The 22,703-nt window shown below is 72.3% G+C and carries 21 protein-coding genes; 12 read left to right on the top strand and 9 right to left on the bottom strand.

Annotation, left to right across the window (positions count from 1 at the left end; genetic code table 11):
• Positions 1-69: 69 nt before the first annotated feature.
• The 3 genes from corA to AB0F58_RS06130 form a co-directional block, all read right to left on the bottom strand.
• Positions 70-1,128, bottom strand: coding sequence for a magnesium/cobalt transporter CorA (corA, locus tag AB0F58_RS06140; protein WP_357138766.1), 1,059 nt, complete (start codon positions 1,126-1,128; stop codon positions 70-72).
• Positions 1,129-1,582: 454 nt separating this feature from the next.
• Entirely contained in the window at positions 1,583-2,677 is a 1,095-nt protein-coding gene (locus tag AB0F58_RS06135) for a PLP-dependent aminotransferase family protein (protein ID WP_357138578.1), read from the bottom strand.
• Between the two features lie 99 nt (positions 2,678-2,776).
• The gene (locus tag AB0F58_RS06130) at positions 2,777-3,217 is read right to left on the bottom strand and encodes an ester cyclase (protein ID WP_357138574.1); all 441 of its coding nucleotides are present in this window, start codon (positions 3,215-3,217) and stop codon (positions 2,777-2,779) included.
• Between the two features lie 136 nt (positions 3,218-3,353).
• Here AB0F58_RS06130 and AB0F58_RS06125 point away from each other — a divergent pair, with 136 nt between their 5' ends.
• From AB0F58_RS06125 to AB0F58_RS06105, 5 genes are all read left to right on the top strand, one after another.
• A complete protein-coding gene (locus AB0F58_RS06125; protein ID WP_357138571.1) occupies positions 3,354-3,803 on the top strand; it encodes an NUDIX domain-containing protein in 450 nt (149 codons plus the stop codon).
• A complete protein-coding gene (locus tag AB0F58_RS06120) occupies positions 3,800-4,573 on the top strand; it encodes a hypothetical protein (protein ID WP_357138569.1) in 774 nt (257 codons plus the stop codon). The genes AB0F58_RS06125 and AB0F58_RS06120 overlap by 4 nt, the downstream gene beginning before the upstream one ends.
• A 70-nt stretch (positions 4,574-4,643) precedes the next feature.
• On the top strand, positions 4,644-5,375 hold the full coding sequence (locus tag AB0F58_RS06115; RefSeq protein WP_357138566.1) for a phosphocholine cytidylyltransferase family protein: 732 nt from the start codon (positions 4,644-4,646) through the stop codon (positions 5,373-5,375).
• Positions 5,363-6,430 (top strand): iron-containing alcohol dehydrogenase family protein, encoded by a 1,068-nt coding sequence (locus AB0F58_RS06110; protein WP_357138564.1) that lies wholly within the window; start codon positions 5,363-5,365, stop codon positions 6,428-6,430. The genes AB0F58_RS06115 and AB0F58_RS06110 overlap by 13 nt, the downstream gene beginning before the upstream one ends.
• A complete protein-coding gene (locus AB0F58_RS06105; protein WP_357138561.1) occupies positions 6,405-7,130 on the top strand; it encodes a CDP-alcohol phosphatidyltransferase family protein in 726 nt (241 codons plus the stop codon). Before AB0F58_RS06110 ends, AB0F58_RS06105 begins: the two co-directional genes overlap by 26 nt.
• A gap of 319 nt (positions 7,131-7,449) precedes the next feature.
• Here AB0F58_RS06105 and AB0F58_RS06100 read toward each other — a convergent pair whose 3' ends face one another.
• The 4 genes from AB0F58_RS06100 to AB0F58_RS06085 form a co-directional block, all read right to left on the bottom strand.
• Positions 7,450-7,779: a hypothetical protein gene (locus AB0F58_RS06100; protein WP_357138559.1), complete on the bottom strand. Its 330-nt coding sequence runs from the start codon at positions 7,777-7,779 to the stop codon at positions 7,450-7,452.
• An 84-nt stretch (positions 7,780-7,863) separates the two neighbouring features.
• Positions 7,864-8,853: a bacteriocin fulvocin C-related protein gene (locus AB0F58_RS06095; RefSeq protein WP_357138556.1), complete on the bottom strand. Its 990-nt coding sequence runs from the start codon at positions 8,851-8,853 to the stop codon at positions 7,864-7,866.
• Between the two features lie 240 nt (positions 8,854-9,093).
• The gene (locus AB0F58_RS06090) at positions 9,094-9,405 is read right to left on the bottom strand and encodes a hypothetical protein (protein WP_357138553.1); all 312 of its coding nucleotides are present in this window, start codon (positions 9,403-9,405) and stop codon (positions 9,094-9,096) included.
• A 1,443-nt stretch (positions 9,406-10,848) separates the two neighbouring features.
• Complete coding sequence (locus tag AB0F58_RS06085; protein WP_357138549.1) at positions 10,849-12,015, bottom strand: glycosyltransferase family 4 protein; 1,167 nt, start codon at positions 12,013-12,015, stop codon at positions 10,849-10,851.
• A gap of 80 nt (positions 12,016-12,095) precedes the next feature.
• On the opposite strand from AB0F58_RS06085, the gene AB0F58_RS06080 reads away from it, so the two are divergent.
• From AB0F58_RS06080 to AB0F58_RS06055, 6 genes are all read left to right on the top strand, one after another.
• Entirely contained in the window at positions 12,096-12,956 is an 861-nt protein-coding gene (locus tag AB0F58_RS06080) for a DNA-formamidopyrimidine glycosylase family protein (RefSeq protein WP_357138546.1), read from the top strand.
• A gap of 319 nt (positions 12,957-13,275) precedes the next feature.
• Complete coding sequence (locus AB0F58_RS06075) at positions 13,276-14,787, top strand: sugar transferase (RefSeq protein ID WP_357138544.1); 1,512 nt, start codon at positions 13,276-13,278, stop codon at positions 14,785-14,787.
• Positions 14,788-14,843: 56 nt separating this feature from the next.
• Complete coding sequence (locus AB0F58_RS06070) at positions 14,844-16,121, top strand: histidine kinase (protein ID WP_357138542.1); 1,278 nt, start codon at positions 14,844-14,846, stop codon at positions 16,119-16,121.
• Positions 16,118-16,876 (top strand): LytTR family DNA-binding domain-containing protein, encoded by a 759-nt coding sequence (locus tag AB0F58_RS06065; RefSeq protein ID WP_357138540.1) that lies wholly within the window; start codon positions 16,118-16,120, stop codon positions 16,874-16,876. Before AB0F58_RS06070 ends, AB0F58_RS06065 begins: the two co-directional genes overlap by 4 nt.
• Before the next feature lie 177 nt (positions 16,877-17,053).
• The gene (locus tag AB0F58_RS06060) at positions 17,054-17,461 is read left to right on the top strand and encodes a hypothetical protein (protein ID WP_357138537.1); all 408 of its coding nucleotides are present in this window, start codon (positions 17,054-17,056) and stop codon (positions 17,459-17,461) included.
• A 1-nt stretch (position 17,462) separates the two neighbouring features.
• Complete coding sequence (locus AB0F58_RS06055) at positions 17,463-19,103, top strand: cation acetate symporter (RefSeq protein WP_357138535.1); 1,641 nt, start codon at positions 17,463-17,465, stop codon at positions 19,101-19,103.
• A 75-nt stretch (positions 19,104-19,178) separates the two neighbouring features.
• Here the strand turns inward: AB0F58_RS06055 and AB0F58_RS06050 are convergent, their stop codons facing one another.
• Both AB0F58_RS06050 and AB0F58_RS06045 read right to left on the bottom strand, forming a co-directional pair.
• Complete coding sequence (locus AB0F58_RS06050) at positions 19,179-19,829, bottom strand: response regulator transcription factor (RefSeq protein ID WP_357138531.1); 651 nt, start codon at positions 19,827-19,829, stop codon at positions 19,179-19,181.
• The gene (locus AB0F58_RS06045) at positions 19,826-20,980 is read right to left on the bottom strand and encodes a sensor histidine kinase (protein WP_357138528.1); all 1,155 of its coding nucleotides are present in this window, start codon (positions 20,978-20,980) and stop codon (positions 19,826-19,828) included. Before AB0F58_RS06045 ends, AB0F58_RS06050 begins: the two co-directional genes overlap by 4 nt.
• Before the next feature lie 86 nt (positions 20,981-21,066).
• On the opposite strand from AB0F58_RS06045, the gene AB0F58_RS06040 reads away from it, so the two are divergent.
• Entirely contained in the window at positions 21,067-22,518 is a 1,452-nt protein-coding gene (locus AB0F58_RS06040) for a serine hydrolase domain-containing protein (RefSeq protein WP_357138525.1), read from the top strand.
• Positions 22,519-22,703: the final 185 nt, after the last annotated feature.

Raw genomic sequence — 22,703 nt, 5'->3', positions numbered from 1 at the left:
ACGCCCCCGCACCGCCGGCGCTCCCGTAGCCCCGGCCCCGGGCCTGCGGTCCGGCAGGCCGGGTGACGGTCAGAGCCAGCCGTTGCGGCGGAACCAGCGGTAGAGGGCCATCGAGATGCCCAGCATCAGGGCCAGGACGACCGGATAGCCGTACGTCATCTTCAGCTCGGGCATGTTCTCGAAGTTCATGCCGTAGATGCCGGCGATGGCCGTCCAGACGGCGGCGATCGCCGCCCACGCCGCGATCTTGCGCATGTCGTTGTTCTGGTCGACGGTGACCTGGGCCAGGCGCGCCTGGAGAATCGAGTTCAGCAGGTCGTCGTAGGAGTTGACCTGCTCGACGGTGCGGCTGAGGTGGTCCTGCACGTCCCGGAAGTAACGCCGGATCTCCTTCGGCACCTCGCGGTTGACCTGCGCGGTGAGCGTCATCAGCGGGCGTTGCAGCGGTACCACCGCCCGCTTGAACTCGACCAGCTCCCGCTTCATCTGGTAGATCCGCTGGATCCGGCCGTGGCTCTGCCGGTCGAAGACCTCCGCCTCCAGCACGTCCAGGTCGTCCTCGACCTGGTCGGCGACCTCCAGGTAGAGATCCACCACCCGGTCGGTGATCGCGTACGCCACCGCCCACGGGCCGTGCGACAGCAGGTCACCCGTGCTCTCCAGGTCGGCCCGGACGGCTGCGAGCCGGCAGGCGTCCCCGTGCCGGACGCTGATCAGGAAGTCGGGGCCGATGAAGAGCATCACCTGCCCGGTCTCGACCACCTCGGAGGTCTCGGTCAGCTCGGTGTGCTCGCAGTACCGGGCGGTGCGCAGCGCCAGGAAGCTGACCTCCCCGAACTGCTCCAGTTTGGGCCGCTGCTGGGCCTTGACCGCGTCCTCGACGGCGAGTTCGTGCAGCCCGTAGGTGGCGGCGATGGCGCTCATCTCGCGCAGGCCCGGCTCGTGCAGTCCCAGCCAGACGAAGGCGTTCCGCTGCCGGCGGGCCGCCGTGAGCGCGTCGGCGTAGTTCCAGGCGCCCGGCTGCCGGACCCCCTCCACGTAGAGGGCGCAGTCGACCACCGCGCTGCGGTCCGGGCCGGTCTCGCGGGGCGGGCGGGGGCTCTCCTCGGTGTTGAGGATCCGGCTCATCGCCCGGACCGGGGCCGTCCAGGCCCGGGGACGGAGGACCCGGCCGGCGCCGAGCGGTGTGTTCCGGGCCCGATCGGTGCGGTCGGACATGACGCTGCCTCCTCCCACCCGTGGCTGCTGCCGCTTGAGGGTACGCCGCCGGCACGCGTCGGGCCGGCCGCGCGGTCGAGGGCGGGCATCCGCCGGGTACGGGGGCGGCGTCGGGTGGGCCGGCCGCGTCGAAGGGGGTGAGGTGCGACACGGCCCACCCGACGCCACTGGGGGCGGGGGATGGTGCTCCATGACGCCCGTCACGCCGGGGCTGCCGACGGCCGCACCGGGGCCCACCAGGGCCGCTCGACGTGAAAGGCGCTCGCAGCATTGTGGGCTGCGGGCCGGCCCGGAGGGAGTCCCGAGCCGGCCCGAATGATCTAGTGTCGGATAATTGACAGATCGCTGGTGGAGAAAGTGCTCATCAGCCTCGAACGGCGGCCACGGCCTCCGCCAGCCGGCGGACGCCCTCGTCGATCCGGTCCGCGGTGACGGCGGAGAAGGCCAGGCGGAGCGCGTGCCGGCCCCCGCCGAGAACGAAGTCGCTCCCCTTCACCACCGCCACGCCGCGCTCCGCCGCCGCCGGGGCCAGCCGGTCCACCTCGACGTCCTCCGGCAGCTCGACCCAGAGGAAGTAGCCCCCGTCCGGCTCGACGAACCGCGCCTCCGGGATGTGCCGGCGCAACGACTCGGCGAGCACCCGGGCCCGCTCGCCGAGCGCGGTGCTGACCGTCCGGATGGAGCGCTCGATGTCACCGGAGACGCAGAACTGGTGCACGATCGCCTCGGAGACCATGCCCGGCGAGATGTAGAGGTTGGTGGCCTTCTTCGCGATGTCCGCGATCAGGTCGGCCGGTCCCACGAGGTAGCCCACGCGCACCCCGGGGCAGACCGTCTTGGTGAAGCTGGAGGCGTGCACCACGACACCGTGGGTGTCCAGCGAGAGCATCGACGGCAGCGGCTCGCCCCGGAACCGGATGTCGGCGTACGGGTCGTCCTCGAAGATCGTGAAGCCGTACTCGACGGCCAGGTCGAGCAGCTCGCGCCGCTTCTCCAGCGAGAGCGTGACACCGGCCGGGTTCTGGTAGTTCGGGATGACGTGGGCCAGCCGGGGACGCACCCCGGACTCCAGCAACTTGCGCAGCTCGGCGGTGTCCAGACCGTCCGGCTGGATGGTCACCGCGTGCAGCTCACTGCCCTGACGCTGGAGGTTGAGCAACGTCCGGTCGTAGGTCGGCCGCTCCACCACCACGGCGTCGCCGGACTGCACCAGGTGGTCGAAGAGGAACGCGTCGGCCTGGAGCGAACCGTTGGTGACCAGGACCTGGTCCGCCGTCACCCCGTGCTTCTCGGCGATCCACTTGCGCAGGGGCGGGTAACCGACGGAGGTGCCGTACGCCGTCACTCCGGCGGGGTCGACGTCGAAGGCACGGACGGCGGCGGCCTTGAGCCCCTCGACATCGACGATGTCCAGTGAGGGAGCGCCACGGGCAAAGGAGATCAGCTGCTCGGCGGTCATGGCTACTGAGCGTACGGGCGGCCGACGGCCGATCGCGGACGGCACGACGATGTCCGCATCCTGAGCCACCGGGACGGGTGATCCGACCCTCCGACCAGCTCAGGCGGCGAGCGGGGCGTCCGCGACCGGCTCGGGCCGCCAGCCCAGATCGGTCAGGAGCAGGCCCTGGTCGAAGTAGGAGCGCCACGAGGCGATCAGGCCGTGCCGGGCGCGGACCACGTCCACCACGTCCCAACTGACCGTACGTCCGGTCGGGGCGACCGCTCCGAGAGTGGTGTGCAGCGGGCCGGTGTGGGTACCGGTCATCCGCTGCTCGACCACCACCCCACCGGCCGTCTCGACCAGCCCGGTCAGCTCGGTCCGCAGATCCGGAAACGCCCCCGACCAGGCCCGCAGCAGCGCGGGCAGCTCGATCGGGCGGACGGTCAACCCCGGCATCGAATAGAAGGCGTCGTCCGCGTACAGCTCCGGCAGCCGGGCGAGGTCCCGCTGTCGGAGCATCGCGTACTGCGATTCGACGAGTTCCCTGGCGCTGCGCATCGCGACCTCCCGGTGGTGGGGTACCGGTCCCACACCCACCAGCTATCTCTACCCCTCGATTTCCGCTCCACACCCCGGACTCCGGACGCGACCTCCGGGCGTCGCCGGAATGCTGATCCCTCGCTAGGGTCAAGGCGTGTCCACCGAGCCTCTACGCTGCGCAGGCGCACTGATCGTCGATGACCAGGGCCGCCTCTTCATCCAGCGCCGGTCCCCGGAACGACGGCTTTTCCCGAACACCTGGGACATTGCGGGTGGCCATCTGGAGCCGGGCGAGGAACTCGAGGACGCACTGCGCCGCGAGGTCTTCGAGGAGACCGGCTGGACCGTCTCGCACGTGCTCGGACTCGTCGGCGAGTACCGGTACACCGGCAACGACGGCATCGAGCGGGTGGAGACCGACTTCCTGGTACGGGTCGACGGCGATCTGGACCGTCCCCGCCTGGAGGAGGGCAAGCACACCGAGTTCCGGTGGATCACCGAGCAGGAGGTGGCGGTGCTGGACGAGCACCGCGACGTCAACGACGGGCTGATCCGGCAGATCGCGGAGAACGCGTTCGCCGCCCTACGTTCGATCGGTCTGTGAGCGACGGGGTAGAGCTCCCGCCGCACCGGTTCGCGGGGCTGGTCGCCCCGGCGATGGACCGGGTCTTCGTCGCCGGCATGCTGGCCGGCCGCGACGGCGGCGGCGCCGAGCTGAGTCAGCGCTACGGCGGGATGGCGGCCACCGGCTTCCTGGTGGAGTTCCGCACCCGGCTCGCCGCGCCCGGTGGCACCGTCACGGCGGCCGGCTTCACCGCGGTGACCCGGTACCGGGATCCGGCCTCCTGCAAACGGGCCCTGGACAAGCACGTGGCGCACGGCATGATCCACCGGCGGGGCGACGGCACGTTCTCGGCCACCGAGCGGGGTGCCGCCTTCCTCGCCGAGACCTACCAGGTGCACGGCGAGGTCACCGAGGAACTGTGGGCCGGGCACGACGATCGGGTGCTCCGACTGGTGGAGACGCTCGGTCGGCTGCTGGCGTACGCGCTGGTGGTGGTCGAGGAGAACGACGACACCGCGCCGAGCGAGGCGTTCTGCGCGCTGGCCCCGCCGTACGAGCCGGACGGCACCCCGCCGGGCGTGCTGCTGCTCAACCGGCTGGGCACGCTGCGCTACCACCGCTCCGACGCGCACGCCGCCGCGTGGACGGCGGCCGGGCACACCGCCGCCAGCGTGAGCACCCTGCCGGACGGACCGGAGCGGCTCGCCATCGAGCAGGAAACCGACCGCCGGGCGGCCGGCCCGTACACCGTGCTGGCCCCCGACGAGCGGCTCGCCATGCTCGCCGACCTCGCCGCCCTCCCCGGCTGACCGCACGCCGGAACAGACGCGACTATCCTCCAGCGGGGGACGCCACGTCGTACGAGGGAGAATGTCGCCGATGATCGGGATGGTGCTCGCGGCCGGAGCGGGGCGTCGGCTGCGCCCGTACACCGACACGCTGCCGAAGGCGCTCGTGCCGGTGGACGGGGAGACGACCATCCTCGACATCGCGCTGCGCAACCTCGCCGAGGTGGGACTGAACGAGATCGTGATCGTGGTCGGCTACGCCGCCGACGCGGTCGTCACCCGGCAGCGGGCCCTGGAGCAGCGGTACGGCGTCGCGATCACCCTCGTGCACAACGACAAGGCCGAGGAGTGGAACAACGCGTACTCGCTCTGGCTGGCGCGGGAGCACTTCGCCCGGGGCGTCCTGCTGGTCAACGGGGACACCGTGCACCCGGTGAGCGTCGAGCGGACCCTGCTCGCCGAGCGCGGGCCGGGCATCCTGCTCGCCGTCGACACGGTGAAGAAGCTCGCCGACGAGGAGATGAAGGCCACCTTCGACGCCGCCGGCCAGCTCACCCGGATCACCAAGCTGATGGACCCGGCCGAGGCGTACGGGGAGTACATCGGCGCGACCCTGATCGAGCCGCAGGTGGCCGACGCGCTCGCCGACGCCCTGGAGGCGACCTGGCGGCGCGATCCGAACCTGTACTACGAGGACGGCTACCAGGAGTTCGCCGACCGGGGCGGCGAGGTCCGGGCCGCGTCGATCGGCGACGTCGCCTGGGTGGAGGTCGACAACCACGACGACCTGACCCGGGCGCGGGAGATCGCGTGCCACTACTAGCCCGGACGGTCAACACGCCGCTGGTGATCGAGGTCCGGCGCGGTGCGGTGGCCGACCTCGGCCCGCTCCTGGCCGACAGGCGGATCTCCGCCGGGGGTGACGTGGCGGTCGTGGTCGGCCCCGGTCAGGGCGAGAAGATCGCCAACCTGTGCCAACCCAACCTGGGCTCCGCCGACGTGTTCATGGTCACCGGCGGCACCATCGACGCGGCCAACGAACTGGGCGACCGGCTCCGCTCCGGCCACTACGACGCGGTGGTCGGCATCGGCGGCGGCAAGACCATCGACACCGCCAAGTACGCCGCCACCCGGTACGGCATGCCGATGGTGACCGTGGCGACCAGCCTCGCCAACGACGGCATCGCCTCGCCCACCGCCTCCTTGGACCACGAGGGCGGCAAGGGCTCCTACGGCGTGCACATGCCGATCGCGGTCATCGTCGACCTGGACTTCGTGGAGAACGGGCCGGACCGGCAGACCCAGGCCGGCATCGGGGACGCGGTGAGCAACATCAGCGCCTGCGCCGACTGGGAACTCGCCCACCGGGTACGTGACGAGCCGATCGACGGGCTGGCCGTGACCCTGGCCCGGACCGGGGCCGAGGCGCTGGTCAACCACCCCGGGACGATCACCGACGACGGCTTCCTCACCACCCTCGCCGAGGCGCTGATCCTCGGCGGCATCGCCAGCTCGGTGGCCGGCTCCACCCGCCCGGCCAGCGGCGGCGACCACGAGATCTCGCACGCCATCGACCGGCTCTATCCCGGCACCGCCTCACACGGCGAGCAGGTCGGCCTCGGTGCCCTGTTCTGCACCTTCCTGCGCGGCGAGCCGGAACGCTTCGCCCAGCTCGCCCACTGCCTGCACCGGCACGGGCTGGCCACCGACCCGGCCGGGCTGGGGCTGACCGACGAGCAGTTCGTCGAGGCCGTGCAGTACGCCCCCCGCACCCGGCCGGACCGGTACACCATCCTCGAACACCTGGCGATGTCGCCTACCGAGACGCGGGAGCGACTGGCAGACTACGCCGGTGCACTCCGCGACCACCTTGACTGAATCGTCCCGTCCCACCGTCGCCGACTTCCACCGGGTCAACCGGGGCGGCGGGCTGTTCAGCGAGTCGGTCAGCCAGTGGCTGGGGGCGGTGTTCGCGCTGGTCGCCCAGCGTCTCGGGCTGAAGCCCACCGCGCTGACCATCATGAACCTGGTGCTCGGGCTGGCCGCCTCGGCGACCGTGGTGGCGCTCGCCGACCGGGTCGCCGCCGGGGAGGTGCCCGCCTGGGCGGTCGGGCTGGTCGCGCTGGTCGGCTGGCAGGTGGCGTACGCCCTGGACTGTGCCGACGGTCAGCTCGCCCGGGTGACCGGGCAGGGCAGCCCGGCCGGCGCGCGGGTCGACGTGCTCTGCGACGTGGCCGCCCAGATCGCCCTGGTCACCGCGCTCGGCACGGTGGCGGTGGCGCAGCGCCCGGGAACGCCGGTCTGGCTGGTGGCCGCCTTCGCCGGCACCTGGATGGTCAACCTGGTCACCTCGGTGATGCAGGCCGGGCCGAACGCGGCCAGCATGGTCACCTCGACCAGCCTGCCGGTACGGCTGGCCAAGCTGGTCCGCGACTACGGCGCGGTGATCTTCGTGGCCGGTCTGGTGCTCACGTTCGTACCGGCGCTGACGTTCTGGGTGGTGGTCGCCTTCACCGTCGTCAACGGCGGCTTCCTGCTGGCCAGCATCGCCTTCTCCGCCCGCGCCTCGCTCCGCTGAGCAGGGCGTCTCGCCCCTGCGCGCGCCACCGGATGCGATCGAGGGCAGTCGGTGCCGCGCCGGATCGAGACGGGGCGCCTCCGACTCGTCGTCGATCATGTGCCGAGTGGCCCGACCTATGGCGAGGACGACCACGTCAGGGCCGGGCAGCCGGATCGGCTGGGGCGGGAGGGTCCACGACACCCGCCCCAACCGGTCCGAGCAGCGAGGCCCCCGTTGTCGCCCGGCACCTGCCGCAGTCGACCGGCTGTGACCTGCCGGCGACGAGGCGCGGTCGGTGGGCGCCGGGGCGCTTCCGGAAGCCCATCGGCTTCCCGCGCTACTGGAGGTCGATCCAGTGGCTGGTCACCTTGCCCGGCACGCCCGGACAGTCGTAGCTCTTCGTCAGATCCCGGTTCTGCCACGGCGACCAGTAGTAGTAGCCAGAGTCACAGATCACGCCCAGCCTCCACTGCACGCCACCCGAGACGCTCGTGCACCGACCGTAGGCGATGGATTCCGTGCTGTTGGTCCAGGACGAGCACGTCGCCAGGGTGCCCAGGTCGGCCGTCGGGCTCGCTGCCGACGAGGCTGTGGCCGGAGTGGCGGACAGACCGAGTGCCGCGGCCAGCCCGGCCACCGCGATGGTGGCCTTCAGACGCTTACGCAAGACAATTCTCCCAACTCCCCGGACGGGGATATCGACTAGAAGCGAGGCGATCGGTCCGATCCCGCTTCCACAACAACTGTGTGTTCAGGCGCAGCACATGCCGTTGCACGACTTCAGCAGGGCGGTGCCGCAGCCCCAGGAACTCCGCGTACAGCCGGTGCACCAACAGCCGCCGGCGGAGCACCAGTCATCCGACAGGTTGCAGGTGCAGTCCACCGCCAGGACGCCCAACATCGCGGCGTCCTCCGCCGGTACCGGTCCGAGCGAGGCGAGCAGCGCGTACGCGTCGATCTGACCAAATGCCTGCCCGGCCAGCACGCGGAGTTGGTCGAGATCCGGGCGGGCCGCACTGGCGCCCTCGTCCTCGAAGAGAAAGGTGCGCTCCTCGGCGAACACCGTACGGATTCTGTCGAGGACAGCGATCTGCTCGGCGGAAAGCTCCCGACGGCCGGCGCGGAACCGGTCCACCTGAGTCACCCAGATATCGCTCCGCACCTTCGTCGACACAGCGCGGTAGATCTCTTTCCGGTACGGCATCGAATACTGGATCAGCGCGTCATAGGTCTGCGGAAGCCGCGCCTGATTGGCTTTCACCCAGGCCTGTGCGGAGGCTTGCGCCTTCTCGGCGAACGCTGGCGTGCGTCCGGTGAGCACCAGACCACCGGCAACGGCTATCCCGGCGCCGAACCGGAGGAACTGCTTCCGGTCCATGCCCGCCGTCTGCGGCGCCGACATCCGCGGGCGCTGGACCTCATGCTTGAGCTGCCCCAGGGCGACCACCAGGCGCAGCGTCGACCGAAGCCCGAGACGGCGCACCAGGGGAGCCGCCATTCCGGGGCCGGTCCAGGCCCGCACCTCGGCACCCCGGACTCGGAACAGCGCCGGTTCCCATGCCGGGCTGGCACCGAACGACTGTTCGCGCCACCTCTGCACCTCCGGGTGGTTCAGCGGAAGCATCTCCAGCTTTCCGTCGACCGCCGCCGAGATGGCATAGGAGATCTGGCGACACGTCTGACACGACGCGTCCGATGCCAGGACCCAGCGGGCGAGCGTGTCGGAACCTGCTCTCAGCATCTGTGCGTTCTCCCTTGTCTGCCGATCGGGTTTTCGAGGTGCTTTCCCGCCTCGCCGATAGGGCCGGACGGCACCCCGTGAGCAGGGGCGGAAACTCCGGCTCCGGGCGCCGGCCCCGGCGCAGCCGAACAGGACCGCGCGTCGGACAGGCGATGACGGATCACGTGCGACACGCAGCCGCCCGTGACCACGAGGCGCTGAGGCGGGTCCGGGTCTTCGTGCAGGACCCGGCTGCGAGGGCTACGCCCGGACCGGGGATCCCACGCCCGAGATCCGGAATCCCGAGCCGAACGAGGTGCAGTAGGCGTACGACCAGCGGTTGTCGTTGGTGGTCACGCCCCGCGCCGTCTTGGTGGTGCTGCCGTCCGTGCAGCTCACCCTCGCGTAGTAGGCGAAGGAGACGTCGCAGCGCGCTCCGTAGCTCCTGCCGTCCGACCACTCGCCGCCGCCCGAGCACCAGGACGGGATGGAAGCCTGGGCAGGGGCGGCCATGGTGCCGAGCGCGAGAGTGACGCCGACAAGGCCAGCGCCGAGAGTGGAGCGGATACGCATGGGAGACCTCCGATGGGTTGACAGGCAGGGCGGCCCTTGCCGCCCCCGTGGAACCTCTCCCAGGCTTGTCGCGGGTCCGGTACCTGCCAAGGGGCAACGGCCGATCCGGACAGGGCCCAAGCTGTCCGGGCAGGTCAGGACGGAGGAGGGCAGGGTGTCCCGGACAGCGCCAGCCTCGCGACCACCTTCAGTGATCGACCTTTTACTATCCTTGCCGCTATGTCAGAGGGCGATGTGGAACCGCAGCCGGAGCAGGCGCGCACCTTCGCCGAGTTTGTCGCGTCGTTGCGCCAGCTCAGGCAGAAGTCGGGCCACACCTATCGGGAGTTGGAGCAGCGGGCGGCCGAGCGCGGTGATGTGCTGCCGCGGAGCACCATCGCGGATGCCCTCAGCCGGCCGGCGTTACCCAGGGCCGAGTTGCTTTCCGCCTTCGTCCGGGCGTGCGGAGCTGACGATCAGGTGGAGCGGTGGCTACGGGTACGTGACCGGCTCGCCGAGGATGACGCCCCGGCCCTGACGGAACCGACTGGCGACCTGTCAGCGAGTACCGGACCTGCACCCGTTCCCGTGGCAGCCCTCGCTTCCGCCCCCGGCGGCGAAATGGTCCCGGACACCGTCGGAAAGGAATCCTTCCGCTCCGACAGTTCCCCCGAACGGGAACTCCGGCGAACCCGGCATCTCCCGAGACGGACACTCATCATGCGGCTGGGCGTCGTCGGCCTCCTGGCGGCCGGTTGGGGGGTGCTGGCGCAGGACACCGGATGGCATATCCAGGAACGGTCCGGCCCCGTCTCACGTGCGTCCCGAACCCCCACCGCACCCGATGCGGCGGGCACTTCGGCAGGAGCCGGCACCTCTACGGGGCCCTTGGTTCCTGCCGGCCGCTGGATCCGCATCCGCCCGCTCACCGCCCCCCATCTGTGCCTGACCGACGGGCGGGTGCGGGATCGACGGTATACGCCGCTCGTGGCCGTGCAGCGGCCCTGTGACGAGGTGTCCCCGCAGGGCACTCTGCTCGAACATGTACACGGGGACCTGTACCGGATTCAGTGGCACCATCCAGACTACGGAAAAGGCTGCCTGGAGGCCCTGACCGAAGGGCCGGGCGTCGGTCTGCTGGAACCTGCGGATGACTGCGTACGAGGCAGCCAGTTCCACGTGGAACCTTCCGGCTCATACGGGGCCAGCACATACGTATTGCGTATCGAGGGTCAGGGATGCGTGGGGATGAGAGATTCAGGAACGTCAGAGGGAGTGGAGGCGGTGATAGGCCGGTGTGTGGGCAGAGGCGGCCAGGTGTTCCGCATAGAACCAGCTTCCTGATCCAGCGGTCGGTGGGGCGGTGGGGCTGAGTGACCCGAGGCAGCACACCCCGTTGATCGACGGGCTGGCGCGAGGATCCGCGCCGTACCGTGCCACAGACCTGGTGACCAGCGGGAACGGTCAGCGCAGTCCGGCGTACACGTCGATCAGGCGTTTGGTGACCACGTCCGGGTGGAAGGTGCGCTCGTAGCGCAGCCGGGCGGGGGCCGAGAGCGCAGCGGCACCGGCTGCCGCGACCGGCAGGGCGGCGGCCATCGCGGCCGGCTCGGCGGGCACCACCCAGCCGACCATGCCCGCCGGGTCGTCCGCGCCGACCAGGTACGGGATGCCGCCCAGGTCGGTGCCGAGCACCGGCCGGCCACTCGCCATCGCCTCGATCACCACGGTCGGCAGCACGTCGTGCCAGAGTGAGGCGGCGATCACCACCGCGCTCTGCGCCATCACGGCCCGCACGCCGTCCCGGTCCAGGGAACCGAGGTAGGTCACGTCGGCGCGCTCGGCGGCAGCCTGCTCGGCGAGGTGGCGCAGTTCGCCGTCCCCGGCGATGCGCAGCGGGCCGAGCGCGCCGTCCGGGTGCCGCCGCCAGGCGTCGAGCAGCAGGCCGAGGCCCTTCTCCGGGGAGAGCCGGCCGAGATAGAAGAAGCCCTCGCCGAGCGGGGCGGGCTGCCCCGGGTCGGGGATGCCGTTCGGCTTGACCACGATCCGGTCGGCGGGGATGCCGTACTCGCGCAGGTGGGTGGCGATCTGCGAGGTGAGCGCGATGAACCGGTCGACCGAGCGCCAGGTGGGGCGGTGCACGGCCAGGGTGGTCGCCATCAGGGCGCTCTGCACGGTCGAGCCCCGGTAGCAGCGGTTCCGGATCGCCGGCACGCCGAGCACCTTGCCCTTGCAGTCCTGGCAGATCGCACCGTCGCGGAAGTAGACCCCGGAGGAGCAGACCTGCCGGTAGTTGTGCACCGTCTGCACCACCGGCACCCCGTGCCGGTGGGCGGTCCGCACCACCCAGGGCGAGAGCAGCGGGTACGGGTTGTGCAGGTGCAGCGCGTCCGGTTTGTGCTCGGTGAGCAGCCGGCTCAGCTCCTGCTGGGCCCGGGGGGCGTAGATCGGTGAGATCGGCAGCAGCGCCTTGGCCGTCTTCGGCATGGTGGGGATCTCGTCGGAGCTGCGGATGAACGGCAGCACTTCCACGCCGGCCGCCCTGAGCTGGGCGATCTCCGCGTCGACGATGGTGTTCTCACCGGAGGGCTGGGCCTGGCGGTACCGGTTGTGCGCCACCACGATTTTCACTGGGCCAGCCTCTTGTTCGCGATTGCGGGACTCGCAAGCTCATTCCTCACGCTCACGGGTATGAAGGCTACCGTTGAGGAGTGCCGGAGCTACCCGAGGTGGAAGCGCTCGCCGATCACCTGCGACGACGGGTGGTCGGGCGGCGGGTCGAGCGGCTGGAGGTCGCCGCGATCAGCGCCCTGAAGACGTACGATCCGCCGTCGGGCGCGGCGGTCGGGCGGACGGTCACAGACGCCGGCCGACACGGCAAGTTCCTCGACGTGGTGTTCGACGGTGACCTGCACCTGGTGGTGCACCTGGCCCGCGCGGGGTGGCTGCACCACCGGGAGTCGTTTCCCTCCGCCACGCCGCTGCGTCCCGGCAAGGGCCCGATCGCGCTGCGGGTACGCCTCGACGACGGCTCCGGCTTCGACCTGACCGAGGCGGGCACCCAGAAGAGCCTGGCCGCGTATTTGGTGACCGATCCGGCGCAGGTGCCCGGGGTGGCCCGGCTCGGCCCGGACGCCCTCGACGCCGACCTGGCGACCTTCACCGAACGGCTGCGCAGCCGCCGGGGTCAGGTGAAGGGAATGCTGACCGACCAGCAGGTCCTGGCCGGGGTGGGCAACGCGTACTCCGACGAGATCCTGCACGCGGCACGGCTGTCGCCGTTCGCGCTGACCGACCGGCTGACCGACGCGCAGCTCGCCACCCTGCACGAGGCGACCCGGCACGTGCTCGGGGAGGCGGTGACCCGCTCGGTGGGCCAGCGGGCGGCGGAACTGAAGGCGGAGAAGCGCTCCGGGCTGGCGGTGCACGCCCGGACCGGGCTGCCCTGCCCGGTCTGCGGGGACACCGTGCGGGAGGTGTCGTTCGCCGGTTCCAGCCTCCAGTACTGCCCCCGGTGCCAGACCGGCGGCAAGCCGCTCGCTGACCGACGGTTGTCCCGAATCATACGGTGAGTGACGTCGGGACAGACCGGCCACCAAGATCAACCACCCGGTTCCCCACCGCCGGCTGCGTGGCTCTACCCCTACCCCGATCCATCGGTATAGTGGCCCGGTCCCCGGCTCCCGCTGATCGGAGCCGGCCGGATCCCGGTCCCGGCATCGACGTCATCTCTTCAGGGTCGACGGCGGTGTGGGGGCTCGCGTGGGAGACTGGTAACGGTGGGCGACCGGGCCCCTCACTGTGTGGGCGGCGCGTGTCATGCGGGAGGACACAGTTGAGGTGACGGCAAGCCTCCAGCGCCCGGTGACCAACGAAGGCCGGAGCAGAATCGTGCGGCACGTCGACAGCTTCGAGATCCAGCCGCCGACGCCGCCGTCGCACAACGGCGTACCCCGGTCGGCGTGGGCGAGAGCCAGCCGCCGGGTGTCCCGGTGGCACCGGCCCTACACCTTCCTCCTCCTGCTGCTCGACTTCGGTGCGGCGGCCCTGGCCAGTTGGATCGCCATCCAGCTCTTCGACCAGGCGGCCTCCGGGTTCACCGACACCGAGAAGGACCCGACCTGGTTCCACACGGTGTCGTTCCTGCTGCTCCCGCTCGGCTGGTTGGTCATCCTCTGGAGCAACCGGGCCTACGACCGCCGCTACCTGGGCCTCGGCCCGGAGGAGTTCAAGCGGGTCATCCGGGCGTCGGTGACGGTGGCCGCGAGCGTGTCGTTCCTGGCCTTCGCCACCAAGACGGACCTCTCCCGGTACACCGTGGGCACCGCGCTGCTCGGTGCCGCCATGCTGATCCTGTTCGGTCGGATGGTGGGCCGGTTCGCGCTGCACGGGGTCCGGCGGCGGGCCGGGCAGGCGGCGCACCGGATGGTGCTGGTGGGCACGCTGCCGGAGTGCCTGGAGGTCTACGCGGCGGTCACCCGCAACCCGGCCGCCGGCCTGGTGCCGGTCGCCATCCACATCACCGACGGCTACGCCGCCGCGCGCGGCATCGAGACCCCGGTGCCGGTCTACGCCGGCCGGGACGTGCTCGGCCTGGTCCGCGAGGTCGGCGGGGACACCATCGCGGTCTGCGGCTCGGCCAGTTCCGAGCCGGGTGAGTTGCGCCGGCTGGCCTGGCAACTGGAGGGTTCCGGCGTCGACCTGGTGGTCGCGCCGCAGCTCACCGACATCGCCGGCCCCCGGGTGCACATCCGCCCGATCGAGGGTCTACCGCTGCTGCACGTCGAGGAGCCCACCCTCTCCGGTCCGGCGCTGCTGGTGAAGAACCTGATGGACCGGGTGGCGGCCGGGCTGGGCCTGCTGGTGCTCGCGCCGGCGTTCCTGGCCATCGCGGTGGCCATCCGGGTCTCCGACCCGGGACCGGTCTTCTTCCGCCAGCCCCGGGTGGGGCACGAGGGGCACACCTTCCGGGTCTGGAAGTTCCGCACCATGTACGTCGACGCGGAGGACCGCCTCGCCAGCCTGGTGGACCAGAACGAGACCGACGGCATGCTCTTCAAGATGAAGGAGGACCCCCGGGTCTTCCCGGTCGGCCGGTTCCTGCGTGCCTCCTCGATGGACGAGCTGCCCCAGTTGATCAATGTGCTCTGGGGCGAGATGTCCCTGGTCGGGCCGCGTCCGCTCCCCGCCGACGACGGTGACTTCCTGGGCGACGTACGGCGTCGGCTGCTGGTCCGGCCCGGCATGACCGGTCTGTGGCAGGTTTCCGGTCGCTCCGACCTCTCCTGGGACGAGGCGGTCCGGCTCGACCTGTACTACGTCGACAACTGGTCGCTCGCGTACGACCTGAGCATCCTCTGGCGGACCGTCGGGGTGGTGCTCGCCCGCAAGGGCGCCTACTGACCGAGGTCGGCCCGGGAGGGCTTGGCGGCCGGCGCAAGACCGGACAGGATCGGGGGGTGAGCGGCAACGTCCCCGCGGCGCTCGCGGTCGTCGCACTGGTGACCGCGCTGGTGGCCGCCCTGTTCGGAGTGGGTCGGCTGCGCGCCAGGCGGGGTATCGCCACCGCCACCCAGCGGGCCACGTACGAGGTGCTGCACACCGTCGGGCTGGCCGCCGCACCGCTGCGTACCGGACTGGACGAGGCCAGCGCGGCGAAGGCGGTCCGTCACCTGCGGGCGCTGGTGGGTGCGGTCGGGTTGGCGCTGGCCGACCGGGACCACCTGCTCGCCCTCGACGGGCGCGGCGCGCACCACAGCGACCAGCTGCGCGCGGCGGCCCGCCGCGCGGTGGCCGCCGGCCGCTCGACCGTGCTCGGCGAGGTGGAACTGCACTGCGACCAGGTCGACTGCCCGGTACGCGGCGCGGTGGTCGCCCCGCTGCGCGGCCCGGACGGGCGGGTGGTCGGGGCGCTGGTGGCGGTCGCCGACGAGGCTCCCGCCCCGGGGCTGGTGCAGGCCACCCTGGAGACCGCCGACTGGGCCGGGGACCAGCTCGCCCTAGCCGAGCTGGACTCCTCCCGGGAACGGCTGGCCCGGGCCGAGGTCCGGGCGCTGCGGGCGCAGATCAGCCCGCACTTCATCTACAACGCGCTGACCGCCATCGGCTCGTTCGTCCGTACCGACCCGGAACGGGCCCGGGAACTGATCCTGGAGTTCGCCGAGTTCACCCGGTACTCGTTCCGGGCGCACGGCGAGTTCACCACGTTGGCCGAGGAGCTGCGCTCGATCGACCGCTACCTGACCATCGAGCGGGCCCGGTTCGGCGACCGGCTTCAGGTGCGGCTCCAGATCGCCCCGGAGGTACTGCCGGTGACGCTGCCCTTCCTCTGTCTGCAACCACTGGTGGAGAACGCCGTCCGGCACGGGTTGTCCCGCAAGCCCGGCACGGGCATGGTGAGCATCGAGGCCCGGGACGCGGGCGCCGAGTGCCACATCACCGTGGAGGACGACGGCGTGGGGATGGATCCGGCGGCCCTGACCGCCGGGATCGCCGAGCTGGCCGGGGAGTCGGACGGTGCGGGGCGGTCCGGCGGTCCGGGACAGCCGGGTTCGGGACATTCCGGCGGTCCGGGGGACGATTCCGGCCAGCACGTCGGGCTCTCCAACGTCGACGAGCGGCTCCGGTCGGCTTTCGGCGATCGGTTCGGCCTGGTCGTGGAGACCGGTCTCGGATCGGGTACGAAGGTGAGCATGCGGATCCCGAAGTTCCACCCCGGCGTCCGGGCCGGCTCGTGACCGGCGGATTCCTGCGCGTGCTGGCGGTCGACGACGAGCCCCCGGCGCTCGACGAGTTGGCGTACCACCTGCGCGCCGACCCCCGGGTGGCCCGGCTGCACACCGCGTCGGACGCCACCGAGGCGCTCCGGGTGCTCCGCGACGACGACGTGGACGTGGTGTTCCTGGACATCCGGATGCCCGGTCTGGACGGCATGGAGCTGGCCCGGGTGCTGCGCCGCTTCGCCCGTCCGCCGTCGATCGTCTTCGTCACGGCGTACGACGACGGCGCGGTGGACGCCTTCGACCTGGGCGCGACCGACTACGTCCGCAAACCGGTCCGGGCGGAACGGTTGGCCGAGTCGCTGCGCCGGGTGATCGGGGCGCGGGTGGTGCCGAGCCACCCGGCCGCACTGACCCGGGCCGAGGACGACCCCACCATCCCGGTCGAGCTGGCCGGGACAACCCGGATGCTGCCCCGCTCGGCGGTGCGGTGGGTGGAGGCGCAGGGCGACTACGCGCGGCTGCACACCGCCGACGGGTCGCACCTGGTCCGGGTGTCGCTCTCCACCCTCGCCGACCGCTGGGCGGACGCCGGTTTCGTCCGGATCCACCGCTCCTACCTGGTGCAGCTACGACTGATCGCCGAGCTGCGGCTGGTCAACTCCGGGTACGTGGTGGTGGTCGACTCCACCGAGCTCCCGGTGAGTCGCCGGCACACCCGGGAACTGAAGGACCGCCTGGTCCGCGCCGCCAAGCAGGACTGGAACCGCTGACCCGCGCGGACCGCACGGGGCACGGACGACCACCGGGACGCTCACCGCCGACCTCGCGTTCTCCACAGGTCGGCCGGGTTGTCCACAGGTTCCGGGCCGGTTGTCCACAGGTTGTGCACAGCCGGCCCGGCTGCTGCCCGGTCTTGACATTCGGTGCAGGGCGATGAGACTGCGTCAGTGGCCGCCCCCACCGACCCCGTGCCCGCACCCCGGCGACCGACGCCGCCCGCTCGGGCGCGGATCGTGCTCGCCGAGGTGTCCCGGCGGGGCACCGACCGGACCCGCAGTGAGCTGACCGAGCAGACCCGGGTTGGCGAGGCGCTGGTCCGGGGCCTGGTTCGGGCCCAGCTCGCGCTGGCGCTGCGACTGGCCGTGGTGGTGCTGGTCGGGCTCGGCGGACTGCCCTGGCTCTTCGCCATCGCGCCGACCGTCGGCCGGGTCACCGTCGCCGGGGTCAACCTGCCGTGGCTGCTGCTGGGGGTGGCCGCCTTCCCGTTCCTGGTCGCGGTCGGCTGGGCGTACGTGCGGTTGGCCGAGCGGAACGAGCAGGACTTCTCCGACCTCGTCCAGCGACCGGAGCGCTGAGGTGGAGAACGGGTACGTGGTGCCGGCGATCGTGGCGGTCACCCTGGCCACGTTCGCCATCGGCTTCTACGGGCTGCGGGTGGCCCGGACCACCTCCGACTTCCTGGTCGCCTCGCGCGCGGTCAGCCCGACCTGGAACGCCGCCGCGATCGGCGGGGAGTACCTCTCCGCGGCCTCCTATCTCGGCATCGCCGGGCTGATCCTCAAGTACGGCGTCGACGTGCTCTGGTACCCGGTCGGCTTCGCCGCCGGCTATCTGGCGCTGCTGCTCTTCGTGGCCGCTCCGCTGCGCCGCTCCGGGGCGTTCACCCTGCCGGACTTCTGCGAGCTGCGCCTGCACTCGCGCCGGCTGCGGGCGCTCGCCACCGTCTTCGTGATCTTCATCGGTTGGCTCTACCTGGTGCCGCAGCTCCAGGGGGCGGGACTGACCCTGACCACGCTGACCGGCTCGCCGTACCCGGTCGGGGCGCTGGTCGTCGCCCTGGTGGTCATCGCGAACGTGGCGCTCGGCGGGATGCGCGCCATCACCTTCGTGCAGGCGTTCCAGTACTGGCTGAAGCTGACCGCGCTCGCCGTACCGGTGATCTTCCTGGTGTTGCAGTGGCAGGCCGACGGTCGGCCCGAGGTGACCCCGCCCGACGGGCCGGCGTTCCGGACCGCGACCACCGTCGTGGTCGACCATCCGGCGACCCTCACCCTCGCCGACGGCACCACCCGCGAGGTACGCCCCGGCGACGAGCTGGCCTTCGCCGCCGGCGAGCCGGTGCCGGCGGTCTCCGGCGTGATCACCGACGCCGCCGACTGGCTGCTGCCGAGCACCGCCGGCGACGACGACCGGGGGCTGTTCGGCACGTACTCGCTGATCCTCGCCACCTTCCTCGGCACCATGGGGCTACCGCACGTGCTGGTCCGCTTCTACACCAACCCGGACGGCGCGGCGGCCCGCCGGACCACGCTGGTGGTGCTGGCCATGGTCGGGGCCTTCTACCTGCTGCCCACGCTCTACGGGGTGCTCGGCCGGATCTACACCCCGCACCTGCTGGTGACCGGGCAGACCGACGCGGTGGTGGTGCTCCTGCCCGGTGCCGCGCTCGGCGACGGGGTGACCGGACGGCTGCTCGCCGCGCTGGTGGCCGCCGGGGCGTTCGCGGCGTTCCTCTCCACCTCGTCCGGGCTGCTCACCAGCGTCGCCGGGGTGATCTCCACCGACGTCCTCGGCCGCGGTTCGGTCCGTGGCTTCCGGCTGGCCACCGTGATCGCCGGGGCGGCACCGGCGCTGCTGGCGCTCAACGTCTCGGGGATGGACGTCTCCCAGGTGGTGGGGCTCGCCTTCGCGGTGGCCGCGTCCAGCTTCTGTCCGCTGCTGGTGCTCGGCATCTGGTGGCGGGGGCTGACCGACGTGGGGGCCGCCGCCGGCATCCTCGCCGGTGGCGGGGCCGCGGTCGCCGCCGTGCTGCTGACCGTGGTCGGCCCGCCGCTGACCGGCTGGCCCGCCACCCTCATCGCCCAACCGGCCGCCTGGACGGTGCCGCTCGCGTTCACCGTCATGGTGGCGGTCTCGATGGCCTCCCGCCGCCGCCTCCCCGCCGACGTCGCCACCACCATGCTCCGCCTGCACGCCCCCGAGTCCCTGCGCCTCTAGCAGCGCCCCGTCAGGGATCGGCCAGGCCGCCCGGCAGCTCCCCCTCAGGGATCGGCCACGCCTGGCAGCGCCCCGTCAGGGGTCGGCCAGGCCGGCCTCGTAGCCGGCGATGACCAGTTGCGCCCGGTCCCGGGCCGCCAGTTTGGCGAGCAGGCTACCGATGTGGGTCTTGAGGGTGCCCCGGCTGATGTGCAGGGCCGCGCCGATCTCGTCGTTGGACAGTCCCCGCGTGATCAGGGCCAGCACCTCGCACTCGCGTGGGGTCACCCCGTCCAGCCGGCGCCGGGGCACACGCCGGGGAACGGAGTGGGCGATGAGCCGCCGGGTGACGCTCGGGGCGAACAACGACTCACCCGCCGCCACCGTCCGGATCGCGTTGACCAGCCGGACCGGGGTGATGTCCTTGAAGACGAAGCCGCTCGCCCCGGCCCGCAACGCCCGGTAGACGTGGTCGTCCAGGTCGAACGCGGTGAGCACCAGGACCCGTGGCGGGTCCGGCAGGGCGGTGATCCGGGCGGTGGCCGCGATGCCGTCGAGGTCGGGCATCCGGACGTCCATCACGACGACATCGCACCGGTGGGCGGCGGCGAGCGCGACCGCCTCCCGTCCGGTGCCGGCCTCGCCGGCCACCGCCATCCCCGGTGTCGCGTCGACCAGCCGGCGCACCGTGCCACGGAACAACGGTTCGTCGTCGGCCAGCAGGACCCGGACGGGCGCACCGGTCATGTCGGGAAGGGCAGGGTCGCCCGGACGGCGAACCCGCCGTCCGCCTCCGGGCCGGCGGACAGGCTGCCGCCGTGCAGGGCGGCCCGCTCGCGCATCCCCAGCAACCCGTGACCGGGCGGGCCGGTCCGATCCGGTGTCCTGCCGTCGTCCACCACGGCGAGACTGAGCCCCTCGTCGGTCGTCGCGACGGTCACCCGGCAACGCGTGGCGCGGGCGTGGCGGCGTACGTTCGTCAACGCCTCCTGGAGGATCCGGTAGGCCGACGCCCGCACCCCGGCCGGCACGCGCGACAGGTCCGCCCGGTCGACGGTGACCGCCACGCCGGCGGCCCGGGTCTCCTCGACGAGCCGGTCCAGGTCGACCGGGCCCGGTGGCCCTCCGGGGTCCCGGGCGGCACCCTGCCCGCGCAGCCCGCCGAGCACCGTCCGGACGTCGTCCAACGCGCTCCGGCCCGCCTCTTCGATCGTGCGCAACGCGGCCTCCCGCCCGGTGCCCAGGTGGTTCGCCACCGCCGCCTGCATCGTGATCAGGCTGAGGCTGTGTCCCACCACGTCGTGCACGTCCCGCGCGATCCGCAGCCGCTCCTCGGCGACGGCCCGCGCCACCCGCAGCTCGGTGAGCTGGTCGGCGTGCCGGTGCCGGGTGCGGACGGCCCGGCCCAGGGCCCACGAGGCGACGATGACCGCCGTGCCGAAACCGGTGGCCGTCACCGGCGTGGTCGAGAACGACTCCACGTCCTCCCGGACCGGGACGATGGGCAGCCCGGTCGCGAACGCGTCGACCAGGCCCGGCACCAGCACGCCCCCGAGCGCGCCGGTGAGGCCCCAGGCGGCGGCCCGGACCGACGACAGCGCCACCGGATAGAGCGCCGCCGCCACCACGTACACGACGACCTCGGTGCCGACCCCCACGACCAGTGCGACGGCCGTGGCCAGCAGCACCACGACGAGGACCGGCACCGGCCACCACCGGCGGACCGCCAGCGGCAACCCGAGCAGCCCGGCCAATCCCCACACCCACCAGCCCGAGACGGGTCTCATCAGCACCACCGCGGCCACCACGGCCCCGGCGGCCACCGCGTCGACCGCGATCCAGGCCCCCCGCCAGAGCCAGGGCGGGACGGTCGCGGGTGTCCTCGCCGAGGGTGCCACGGGACCAACCGTAGCGACGGAGCCCCGGCGCCGCCTCGGACCACGGTCCGATGCGGGACGCCCCGGCCACGTCCCAGGCTCGGAGGGTGCTGACCCACGCCCTCGCCGCTCTGGTCCTCGCCCTTGCGCCCGCCCCCGGCCCCGCGCCCGCTCCGGCCGTCGACGCCGCCTCGATCGATGCCGTCGTGGACGCCTACCGGGAGACGACCGGCATCCCCGGGGTGGCCGTCGCCGTGACCCGGGGCCGCGAGGTGGTGCACACCGCCGGTTACGGACACACCGCGACCGGGGCTCCGGTCACCGACCGCACGGTCATGGCCGTCGCCTCGCTCAGCAAGTCCGTCACCGCGCTCGCCGTCATGCAACTGGTGGACGCCGGGCGGGTCCGGCTGGACGCGCCGGTCCGCGAGTACCTGCCGGAGTTCAGGATGGCCGACGGGCGCGCCGCCGCGATCACCGTGCGCCACCTGCTCCACCAGACCTCCGGCATGTCCGACCTGACGTACCGGTCGTCGGGCGCGCCGGCCCCGCGCACTCTCGAAGCGGCGGTCGCGTCGATGCGGACCGCCCGGCTGGCAGCGGACCCCGGTGCCCGGTTCGAGTACCACAACCCGAACTACCAGGTCGCCGCCCGACTCGTCGAGGTGGTCGGCGGCCAGCCGTTCGACGACCACCTGCGCCAGCACGTGTTCCGGCCGCTCGGGATGGGCGACAGCCGTACCGGTGCCACCGCCGACGACCTGCCCCCCGAGGCGCGGGGCCACCGGATGCTCGCCGGGATGGCCGTCGCCCTGCCGGAACCGCCGGCCTTCGGCGCCGGGTCGGGTGGCGTGCTGAGCACCGCGCACGACCTGGCCGCCTGGCTGGTCGCCCAGAACGACCGGGGACGCGGCCCCGACGGTACGCCGGTGGTCTCGGCCGCCGCGCTCGCCGAGACGCACCGCCGGCCCGCGACCGGCTCCTACGCGATGGGCTGGACCATCGGCGAGACACCGTCCGGCGCGCCGCTCGTCGACCACACGGGAGGCCTGATCACCGTCACCGCGTACCAGGCCGTGCTCCCGGCCAGCGGGTACGGGATCGTGGTCCTCGCCAACGCCGGGAGCCAGTACGGGGACGCCCCCGATCTCGGCGCGCGTCTCGTCGACCTGGTCGAGGGCCGTACGGTGTCCCCGCCGCCCTCGCCCACCCCGCTGATCCTGATCGACGTCGTGCTGCTCCTGCTCACGATCGGGGCCGGGTTCCTGGCGGTCCGGGGCGTCCAGCGGTCCCGACACTGGGTCGCGCGGTGTCGTCCCGGCCCGGCCACCGTCGCCCGGCTGCTGCCGTACCTGCTCCCGCTACCGCCCCTGCTCTGGCTGGACCGGTTGGTGAGCTACCTCTACCGGGGTCTGGACATCTCCTGGCTCCAGGCCGGTCACCTGTATCCCACGGCCACGTTGTTGCTGGTCGTCGCGGCGCTGGGCTGCGGCGCGGTACTCGTCGCACGGGTGGGCCGGATGCTCCGCGCCGCTGACCGGAGACGCCGGGCACGGTGATCCCGGCACCGGGACACCGGCCCGTCGGGGCCGGACCAGCGCCGGGCGGACACCCGGGGCAGCGGCCCGCCGGCCGTGACCCGGCCCGCCGGGGCGGCCGAGCGCCGGGCGGAAGCACCCCGAGGGGGAGGCGAGATCGTCCCTGAGCAGGAGAGGCCGGTGGCAACCAGCGGATAGTTTCGGGT

Origin of the sequence: Micromonospora sp. NPDC023956 (assembly GCF_040639195.1) — a bacterium.
In the GTDB taxonomy this organism is placed as follows: Bacteria; Actinomycetota; Actinomycetes; order Mycobacteriales; family Micromonosporaceae; genus Micromonospora.
The sequence above is the reverse complement of the archived record's forward strand: the minus strand, read 5'-3'. Positions and strand labels throughout refer to the sequence as shown.